Raw genomic sequence first — 8,395 nt, forward strand, 5'->3', positions numbered from 1 at the left:
TTTCATGACATGGTCTTGAGTAAGGGATCCATGGCGTCGTTGGTTTCCGGGCACGAGCAGCCCGTCGGCAGTACCCGCACCCTCGAGTCCACCGCGGACGGTGCGATCGTCAAACGCAGCGTCCTGCCGGGTGGTCTCCGGGTGATCACCGAGCACGTGCCCGCGTCGCGATCGGCGACCGTCGGGCTGTGGGTCGGGGTCGGCTCGCGTGACGAGCCGTTGAACGTCGCCGGGGCCGCGCACTACCTGGAACACCTGCTGTTCAAGGGCACGAGCAACCGGGACGCCACGCAGCTCGCCGAGGAGATCGACGCGGTCGGCGGTGAGTTCAACGCGTTCACGTCCAAAGAGCACACCTGCTACTACGCGCAGGTGCTCGACGAGGACCTGCCGCTGGCGATGGACCTCGTCACCGACGTCGTGTTCGAGGCGCTGTGCGCTCCGTCCGATGTGGACACCGAGCGCAGTGTCGTGCTCGAAGAGATCTCCATGCGCGATGACGACCCCGAGGACCTGCTGCACGAGACCTTCGTCGGCGCGATCCTCGGCGACCACGCGCTCGGCCGCCCGGTGCTCGGCACCGAAGAGTCCATCACCGGCATGTCGGCGACAGCGCTGCGCGGGTTCTACAAGCGTCGCTACGCCATGCCGCGCATGGTGCTCGCGGTCGCCGGGAACGTCGAGCACAACCAGGTGCTTCGCTTGGTGCGTAAGGCTTTGAAGGGCAAGCTGACCGGTCCGGGCACGCCGGTCGCGCCGCGTGCGGGACGCGCGCGCATCCAGCCGGTGAACAAGCTCGCGCTGCACACCGACGACACCGAGCAGGCACACGTGATGCTCGGCCTGCGCTCGATTTCGCGGCACGACGAGCGGCGTTTCGCGCTGTCCGTGCTCAACGCGGCGCTGGGCGGCGGCATGAGTTCGCGGCTGTTCCAGGAGATCCGCGAGCGTCGCGGGCTGGCGTACCAGGTGTACTCCTCGGTCGCGAGCTACGCCGACATCGGGCACATGTCCGTCTACGCCGGTTGCCAGCCCGAAAAGCTGGGCGAGGTCGCCGGGGTGATCCGCGAGGTGCTCGACGAGGTCGGCCGCACCGGGCTGACCGACGCGGAAGTGTTGCGCGCCAAGGGTCAGCTGCGTGGCGGGCTGGTGCTCGGCTTGGAGGACACGTCCTCGCGCATGTCGCGCATCGGCAAGAACGAACTGAACTACAGCCAGTATCTCGGCGTGGACGACACGGTCGCCCGCATCGACGCGGTGACCTCCGAAGAGGTGTGTGCGCTCGCTCGCACTCTGCTGCGCCGCCCCGGCGGGGTCACGGCCGCGGCGGTGGTCGGCCCGTACGCTCACGCCGACGACCTGCCGGACGACCTGCACGAGGTGATCGCGTCATGACCGAAGAGAACGCCCCGATCCGCGTCGGCGTGCTGGGCGCGCGCGGCCGGATGGGCATGCAGGTGGTCGACGCGGTGACCGCCGCGCCCGGGATGACCGTGGTGGCGGCGATCGACACCGGCGACGACCGTGACGTGCTCACCGGCGCCGAGGTGGTCGTCGACTTCACCCATCCCGACGCCGTGATGGACAACCTGCGCTTCGCCGTCGAGAACGGTCTCCACGCGGTCGTCGGCACCACCGGCTTCAGCGAGGAAAGACTGGCGCAGCTGAGCGGCTGGCTCGAGGCCAAGCCGGAGCTGGGTGTGCTGATCGCGCCGAACTTCGCGCTGGGCGCGGTGCTGGCCATGCGCTTCGCGCAGCAGGCGGCCCGGTTCTACGAGTCGGCCGAGATCATCGAACTGCACCACAACCGCAAGGCCGACGCGCCTTCGGGCACGGCCGCGCACACCGCCCGCCTCATCGGCGAGGCCCGTGCCGAGGCCGGTCTGAAGCCGGGCGACGACGCCACGACGTCCGAACTGGACGGTGCCCGTGGCGCGCTCGTCTCGGACGTCCGCGTGCACTCGGTCCGGCTGCCGGGCCTGGTCGCGCACGAGGAGATCCTGTTCGGCGCCGAGGGCGAGACCCTGACCATCAGGCACGACTCGATGGACCGCTCGTCGTTCATGCCGGGCGTGCTGCTCGGCGTGCGTTCGGTGGTCACCAAACCCGGCCTCGTCGTGGGCCTGGAGAACGTGCTGGAGCTCTGACGAACCGTGCGTGCCCGTAACGTCGCGCTGCTGATGACCGCCGCGCTGATCGTCTACCTCGTTCTGCTCGCCGGCCGCGCGGTGGCGCTGTTCCAGGCCGGGGGAGCGGCCGGGATCCTGCTCGGTATCGGCGTGCTCCTGTTGCCGCTGCTGGGGATCTGGATCGTCGTCACCACCTGGCGCTCCGGCATCCGCATCCAGCAGCTCTCGCGCAGGCTCGACGCCGAGGGTGCCCTCCCCGACGTCTCCGACCTGCCGCGGCGCCCGTCCGGCCGCGTCGACCGGGAAGCCGCCGACGGCTGGTTCGACGCCCGCCGCGCCGAGGTCGAAGCGGCGCCGGAGGACTGGCGCGGCTGGTACAAGCTGGCGTACGCCTACGACATCGCCGGTGACCGCCGCCGGGCCCGTGAAACCATGCGCAAGGCCGTCGACCTGGAATCCCAGGACCACTGACCCTGCCGGTCCCGGTACCCCCGCCACCTCGCCGTGATGGTCCCTGAAGGCCACCATCACAGCGTCTAACGCCGTCATGGTGGCCTTCAGGGGCCGCGGACCAGGGGTGCGAACGGCCGGTTGGTTCAGTGGTGGAAGAACCCGGCGAACATCGCCGGGGACGCCGCGAGGGCGCTGAAGCGGATCCAGCGGCCCAGCAGGCCCGCGGTGAGGAACGTCGACAGGCGCATCCGCACCAGGCCCGCCAGTACGCTGGTGGCCATGAACGGCGGCAGCCCGAGCAGGGAGCTGACCCCGTAGGTGCCGGACATCCAATGCGGGTGACGGTGGCAGCGCTCGCGAAGGGCGTCCAGCTTGCCGCGGATCTTCTTGGTGCGCAGGTGCCATCGCTCGCGGCGCGCGGACGGCGGGCGCTCGCGATGCAGGCGGTCGTGCAGGAATTTGGGCAGCCTGATGGTGCCGCGCGCGGCGAGGAAGTACAGCAGTTTCCCGGCGATCTGGCCGATCGCGACGACCGCGCCGAGCACGAACCAGTGCATGCCCGGTTCGTTGGCCACCAAGCCGATCACGAACACCTCGACACTGATGAGCGGCACGATGGCGGAGCCGAACGCGACGCCGAGCGTCACGAGCAACCAGCCGAACATGACGCCTCCAGACGAACCTCGTCTTCCCAAGCTATCAGTCGAGAGTTCCCGCACACTGGGGTTTACCCCACTCTTCGTGGTCGGGCGGGCACCAGAAGATCACCCGCCCGTCGGCTCCCGGACACTTTCCGCTGGCAGGCTGGCCAGGTGGCCGAAGAGCAAGAAACCCTCGGCCGTACCCCCGCGGACAGGTTCTCCGGATTCTGCGCGGCCGTGGTGCGGCGGCTGCCGTTCGGCATGGACGGCGTCGTGGCGCCCAGTTTTCTCGGCTTCGCGCTGATCAACGGTTTCACCTTCGGGGTGGACTTGCTGCTGCTCACAGCGTTCCACGGCTGGCTGGGGCTGCCGCTGTGGCTCTCCATCACGCTGAGCTACCTCGGCGCGTTCGGGCTGAGTTTCGTGCTCAACCGAGGCCTGAACTTCCGCTCGCACGCACCGGTGGGCAAGCAGGCGGCGTTGTACGCGCTGGCCATCGCCGTCAACTATTTCGTCTTCCTGCTCGGCGTCGGCGGCGGGCTCGCGGTGCTCGGCGTGCAATATCACCTTTCGCGCATCGCGGCGGGCGCCTGCGAAGGGGTTTTCATGTACTCCGCGCTGCGCTGGGTGGTGTTCGCCCGGCCGCGTGAGCGGGTCAGTCCTTGAGTTCCAGCTCCAATGTGCCGGTCAGCCGGACTTCGCGGACCGTGGTCTCGCCGGTGTCGAGGGTGCGGACGGTGCCCTCGGGGGTCCAGCCCGCCCGGCGGAAGAAGCCCAGCGAGGCGTGATCGGACTGGGCGACCCAGCTGATCCCGCGGCTCGCACCTTCCCCGCGCAGCCCGGTGGCCGCGGTGCCCAGCAGGCGTCCCGCGTGGCCGCGACGTCCCCAGCGCGGCTCGACCAGTAGCGAAGCGATGAGCCCGGTGGCCTCGGCGTCTTCGGGCAGTGACCCGTCGGCGGCGGCCATCTCGCTCTCCGGGGCCCTACCCGCGACGCAGAAGCCGACCGTGAAGCTGCCTTCGGTCGCCACGTAGACCTGGGTGCCAGGGAACTCGATCGCGGTGGCCCACTGCTGCTCGGCGTCGGTCTGCTCCAGCAGGCTCAGCGCGTGTGCGCCGATCAGATCGGCATACGCCGTCTGCCAGGTCTCGCGCTGGATGCGGGCGATCTCAGCGGCGTCGGACACGGTTGCTGGGCGGACTTCGGCGGCGGCCATTCCGGCAATGTAGCGCGGTGTTCGGAAACTGTCGGTGGTGGCTGGCACGATGGGCGCACCATGCAGACGATGAGCATTCCGGTGGCCCGGCGGATCGCACTGGCCGCGCAGGGTTTCGCCGATCCCCGTCCCGAGTCCGCGCCGACCAGGCGGCATCTGCGGCGCGTGCTTTCCCGAGTCCAGCTGCTCCAGCTGGACTCGGTGAACGTCGCGGTCCGCGCGCACTACATGCCGCTGTTCTCGCGCCTCGGCGCCTACGAGTCCTCGCTGGTCGACGACGCGGCCTGGTCGCACAGCACGAAGCGGCCGCGCTTGCTGGTCGAGGCGTGGGCGCACGAGGCGAGCCTGCTGCCGATGGAGGACTGGCCGCTGCTGCGGTCCGGCGCGAAGCGCATGGGCTGGTGGACGAACTACGCCCACATCCTCGAGAAGACCCCGGCGCTGGTCGACGACATCGTCGCGGTGGTCAAGGAACAGGGCCCCATCGGCGCCGGTGGCATCGAGCGTGCGCTCGCGAGTGACTCGGTGACGCGCGCGCCCGGCTCGTGGTGGGAGCGCTCGGAGGTCAAGAAGGCTTGTGAATGGCTGTTCGGCATGGGCCAGCTGACGACTGGCACCCGCCGGTCGTTCGAGCGGCTCTACGACCTGACCGAGCGGGTGGTCCCGCCGGAGATCCTCGCCAAGCGGGTCTCGGCCGAGGAGGGCGCCCGCGAGCTGATCACCCGCTCCGCGCTCGCGCTGGGCGTCGCGACCGAGACCGATCTGCGTGACTACTACCGTCTCGGCCCCCAGGTGAGCCACCAGGCCGTCGCGGAGCTGGTCGAAGCCGGGGTGCTGGAGCCGGTCGGCGTGGACGGCTGGCGCAACCAGGCGTACCGCCATGTCGACGCCCGCACCCCGCGCGCGATCACCGGCCGCGCGTTGCTGTGCCCGTTCGACCCGCTGATCTGGGAGCGCGCCCGCACGGAGCGGCTGTTCGACTTCTTCTACCGCATCGAGATCTACGTTCCCGAGCCCAAACGCGTGCACGGCTACTACGTCTTCCCGTTCCTGCTGGACGGCGAGCTGGTCGCCAGGGTCGACCTGAAGGCCGACCGGGCCGCCGGAGTCCTCCGGGTGCAGGGTGCGTTCGCCGAACCGGAGGCCGACCACGCGCGAGTCGCGTCCGAGCTGGCCGCGGAGCTGCGCGTGATGGCCGGGTGGCTCGGGCTCGACGGCGTCGCCGTGGGAAAGCGGGGCGATCTCGCCGGAACCCTCGTCCGCCTGGTGCTATGAACGGACCGGTTATGGCGAAAAACGCCATGACCGGTCCGTTCATCTCGGTTGAGAGGCCTACTGGACCGCCGCGGTCAGCACCGCGTTGCCGGAGCCCGTCCGCCCGCGCACCCGCAGCGGCACATCGCCCTCGGGCGGGGTGTCGCCGAAGTCGAGTTCGCTGGACACGGTGCCGGAGCTCGAGGTCAGGTCGACCTCGGCCGCGACGCCCGCGCGGATCCCGATCCGGACCTCGCCGGAGCCGGTGATCAGTTCCAGTGAACCCGAGGCGGCTTCGGCCACCGCGAGGTCGCCGCTGCCGCTGCGGACCAGCACGTCACCGGCCACCTCGCCGAGCCAGATGTCGCCGGTGCCGGTGGCCACCGTGGCGGAGCCCGCCAGCGAAGCCGCTTCGACGTCGCCGCTGCCAGTGCGCAGCTGCAGCCCGGAAAGCACCGGGCCGAGCTTGATCGCGCCGGAACCGGTGCGCACGACGGTCGCGCCGTCGGCGCGTTCGAGGGTGATCTCGCCGGAGCCGGTCGCGAGGTTGGTGCGGCCGGCCGTTCCGGTCACCTTCACGTCGGCCGCGCCCGCCCGCACGTCGAGGTGGGAGCCCGCCGGCGCCTCGACGAGGACGGACAGGGGCGTCTTGCGCAGCGGGAGCGCCTTGGCCGCCTGGATCACCAGCCGGTTGCCCACCTTCTCGACCCTGGCTTCGCGCAGCGCGTCGCCCGGCCCGGAGTCCTGGCCGCCGCCGAACGGCGCGCCGAACTGGCTGCCGAACTGGCTGCCGAACCGCTCGCCGACCCAGTCCAGCATGCCGGACAGGCCGTCCACCCACGGTGGCTTCGCCGACTCGTCCGGCCGGACCTCGACCCGGGCCCCGCCCTCGCTGCCTTCGGCCGCCAGGCGGATCTCCACGCGCCCCACGATCAGGCTGATGTCGATCTCCAGCGGCCCCTCGGCCGCGAAGGTCTCCACGCGGACGTCGTTGTCGCCGGTCGTCGTCTCGCTGTTGCTCGTCTCGTTGTCGCTCATCGTCGCCCTCTCAGCCCTGGACCCAGCCGTGCAGACGGCTGCCGGTCCGGCTTCCCTTGTCGCGGTCGTGTTCCTGCTTGGTGTGGTGTGCCGAGGCGCTGCCCAGCGCGCCCTGGACCGCCTGCGAAACGAACGTGTTCAGCGACACGCCCTGCGCGGCGGCGGCCTGTTCGGCCTGTCCCTTGATCTGCTCGACGATCCGGAGCGTGATCCGGCTGATGTCGCCGCCGTCCATCAGCGGCATCGACGGCGTCTCACGGGGGCTTTCCCGTGGCTCGGGCTCGGTCCCGGCGGAGCCACCGGTCACGACCACCCGCACGTCGCGCCCGTCGAGGCGGACGTCGACCACGTGGCCGGGCAGGCTGGCGGTGACCTCGGCGGCGAGGTCGGCCAGCGCGTTCATCAGGTTGAGGCGGACGGCGGGCTCGAGCGCCGCGGACAGCAGGGCGGCCGCACGCCGCGTCTGCTCGTCCCCGGCCGAGGCAGTGGTCGCGAGGTCCTCGCGAAGGTTGGCGATATACGGCGTCAGGTCCATGACACCACTATGGCGTCACATCTGACGTCAGTCAAGGAACCAGTGACATCGTCTGACGGCACGGTGATGTCATCGTGGGCTGAGGTTACGCTGCCCGTGTCGTGGAGCCTGGGGCGAAAAGAGGAGTGCGAACGTGCCCGAAACCGTGTCACCGAAGGTGCAGTTGATCGCGAAGACCGAGTTCTTCCCGCCGGAGGAGGTCCCGTGGTCGACCGACGCCGACGGCGGCGAGGCGCTCGCGGAGTTCGCCGGGCGGGCCTGCTACCAGTCCTGGAAGAAGCCCAACCCGAAGACGGCCACCAACGCCGGGTACATCGACCACATCATCGAGGTCGGCCACCTTTCGGTGCTGGAGCACGGCTCGGTCAGCTTCTACATCACCGGGATCTCGCGGTCGCTCACCCACGAGCTGATCCGCCACCGGCACTTCTCCTACTCGCAGCTTTCGCAGCGCTACGTCCCCGAGAAGAACGCGGCGTTCGTCGAGCCCGAGGTCATCGCCCAGGACCCCGAGCTGCACGCCAAGTTCCTCGCGGCCGCGCAGGCCAGCGTCGACGCCTACGCCGAGCTCCTGACCGGGCTCGAGGAGAAGTTCGCCGACGTCCCGAGCGCGACCCTGCGCCGCAAGCAGGCCCGTCAGGCTGCCCGCGCGGTGCTGCCCAACGCCACCGAGACCCGCATCGTGGTCACCGGCAACTACCGGGCCTGGCGCCACTTCATCGCGATGCGCGCCACCGAGCACGCCGACGTCGAGATCCGCGCCCTGGCCATCGAGTGCCTGCGCGAGCTGCACAAGGCCGCGGGCAACGTGTTCGCCGATTTCACCATCTCGACGCTGCCCGACGGCACCGAGGTCGCTTCGAGCCCGAAGGTGCTCGAAGGCTGATGCGCCGTCTCGCGATCGACGTCCGCCCTGGGGAGTACGTCGTGGCCCGCCTCGCCGCGGACGCCCCGGTGCCGGCGGGCCTGCTGGACCCGGGTGAGCCGGTGCTGATCTCGGTGACCAGGACCCCGGAAGAGCTCTCGGTGATCTGCCCGGCCGCGCTGGCCCCGGCCGGTGCGTCGCTGGAGGAGGGCTGGCGGCTGCTGACCGTGCGCGGGCCGCTCGCGTTCACGCTGACGGGGATCA

At 70.4% G+C, this 8,395-nt stretch carries 10 protein-coding genes and 1 pseudogene; 7 read left to right on the top strand and 4 right to left on the bottom strand.

Translation table 11 applies throughout. The annotated features are described in order from the left end of the window. Positions 1-30: 30 nt before the first annotated feature. The 3 genes from QMK34_RS19680 to QMK34_RS19690 are packed head-to-tail and all read left to right on the top strand — an operon-like array spanning position 31 to position 2,600. A complete protein-coding gene (locus tag QMK34_RS19680; protein ID WP_326415582.1) occupies positions 31-1,395 on the top strand; it encodes a M16 family metallopeptidase in 1,365 nt (454 codons plus the stop codon). Continuing rightward, positions 1,392-2,147, top strand: a complete 756-nt coding sequence (dapB, locus tag QMK34_RS19685) for a 4-hydroxy-tetrahydrodipicolinate reductase (RefSeq protein WP_326415565.1) — start codon at positions 1,392-1,394, stop codon at positions 2,145-2,147. The genes QMK34_RS19680 and dapB overlap by 4 nt, the downstream gene beginning before the upstream one ends. Before the next feature lie 6 nt (positions 2,148-2,153). Beyond that, positions 2,154-2,600, top strand: a complete 447-nt coding sequence (locus QMK34_RS19690) for a hypothetical protein (protein ID WP_326415566.1) — start codon at positions 2,154-2,156, stop codon at positions 2,598-2,600. A gap of 125 nt (positions 2,601-2,725) precedes the next feature. On the opposite strand, the gene QMK34_RS19695 is transcribed toward QMK34_RS19690, so the two are convergent. Beyond that, complete coding sequence (locus QMK34_RS19695; protein ID WP_326415568.1) at positions 2,726-3,247, bottom strand: hypothetical protein; 522 nt, start codon at positions 3,245-3,247, stop codon at positions 2,726-2,728. Between the two features lie 147 nt (positions 3,248-3,394). On the opposite strand from QMK34_RS19695, the gene QMK34_RS19700 reads away from it, so the two are divergent. Next, positions 3,395-3,889: a GtrA family protein gene (locus QMK34_RS19700; protein ID WP_326415569.1), complete on the top strand. Its 495-nt coding sequence runs from the start codon at positions 3,395-3,397 to the stop codon at positions 3,887-3,889. On the opposite strand, the gene QMK34_RS19705 is transcribed toward QMK34_RS19700, so the two are convergent. After that, a complete protein-coding gene (locus QMK34_RS19705; RefSeq protein ID WP_326415570.1) occupies positions 3,879-4,439 on the bottom strand; it encodes a GNAT family N-acetyltransferase in 561 nt (186 codons plus the stop codon). The two genes, QMK34_RS19700 and QMK34_RS19705, sit on opposite strands and share 11 nt — an antisense overlap. Positions 4,440-4,499: 60 nt before the next feature. Here QMK34_RS19705 and QMK34_RS19710 point away from each other — a divergent pair, with 60 nt between their 5' ends. Beyond that, positions 4,500-5,714, top strand: coding sequence for a winged helix-turn-helix domain-containing protein (locus QMK34_RS19710; protein WP_326415572.1), 1,215 nt, complete (start codon positions 4,500-4,502; stop codon positions 5,712-5,714). A 57-nt stretch (positions 5,715-5,771) separates the two neighbouring features. Here QMK34_RS19710 and QMK34_RS19715 read toward each other — a convergent pair whose 3' ends face one another. Beyond that, on the bottom strand, positions 5,772-6,731 hold the full coding sequence (locus QMK34_RS19715; protein ID WP_326415573.1) for a DUF4097 family beta strand repeat-containing protein: 960 nt from the start codon (positions 6,729-6,731) through the stop codon (positions 5,772-5,774). Positions 6,732-6,741: 10 nt separating this feature from the next. After that, the gene (locus tag QMK34_RS19720) at positions 6,742-7,266 is read right to left on the bottom strand and encodes a toxin-antitoxin system HicB family antitoxin (RefSeq protein ID WP_326415574.1); all 525 of its coding nucleotides are present in this window, start codon (positions 7,264-7,266) and stop codon (positions 6,742-6,744) included. A 133-nt stretch (positions 7,267-7,399) separates the two neighbouring features. Here QMK34_RS19720 and thyX point away from each other — a divergent pair, with 133 nt between their 5' ends. Both thyX and QMK34_RS19730 read left to right on the top strand, forming a co-directional pair. Continuing rightward, positions 7,400-8,152, top strand: coding sequence for an FAD-dependent thymidylate synthase (thyX, locus tag QMK34_RS19725; protein WP_326415575.1), 753 nt, complete (start codon positions 7,400-7,402; stop codon positions 8,150-8,152). Continuing rightward, a pseudogene (locus tag QMK34_RS19730) lies at positions 8,152-8,395 on the top strand (ACT domain-containing protein); the annotation flags it as partial. The gene thyX and the pseudogene QMK34_RS19730, both read left to right, overlap by 1 nt.

The organism is Amycolatopsis sp. H20-H5 (assembly GCF_035828755.1).
GTDB lineage: Bacteria > Actinomycetota > Actinomycetes > Mycobacteriales > Pseudonocardiaceae > Amycolatopsis.

What these genes read in the sequence shown, in the direction of transcription:
- QMK34_RS19695 (WP_326415568.1), bottom strand. Translation starts at nt 3,247, where the DNA reads ATGTTCGGCTGGTTGCTCGTGACGCTCGGCGTCGCGTTCGGCTCCGCC.
- QMK34_RS19710 (WP_326415572.1), top strand. Translation starts at nt 4,500, where the DNA reads ATGCAGACGATGAGCATTCCGGTGGCCCGGCGGATCGCACTGGCCGCG.
- QMK34_RS19680 (WP_326415582.1), top strand. Translation starts at nt 31, where the DNA reads ATGGCGTCGTTGGTTTCCGGGCACGAGCAGCCCGTCGGCAGTACCCGC.
- QMK34_RS19720 (WP_326415574.1), bottom strand. Translation starts at nt 7,266, where the DNA reads ATGGACCTGACGCCGTATATCGCCAACCTTCGCGAGGACCTCGCGACC.
- QMK34_RS19715 (WP_326415573.1), bottom strand. Translation starts at nt 6,731, where the DNA reads ATGAGCGACAACGAGACGAGCAACAGCGAGACGACGACCGGCGACAAC.
- dapB (WP_326415565.1), top strand. Translation starts at nt 1,392, where the DNA reads ATGACCGAAGAGAACGCCCCGATCCGCGTCGGCGTGCTGGGCGCGCGC.
- QMK34_RS19705 (WP_326415570.1), bottom strand. Translation starts at nt 4,439, where the DNA reads ATGGCCGCCGCCGAAGTCCGCCCAGCAACCGTGTCCGACGCCGCTGAG.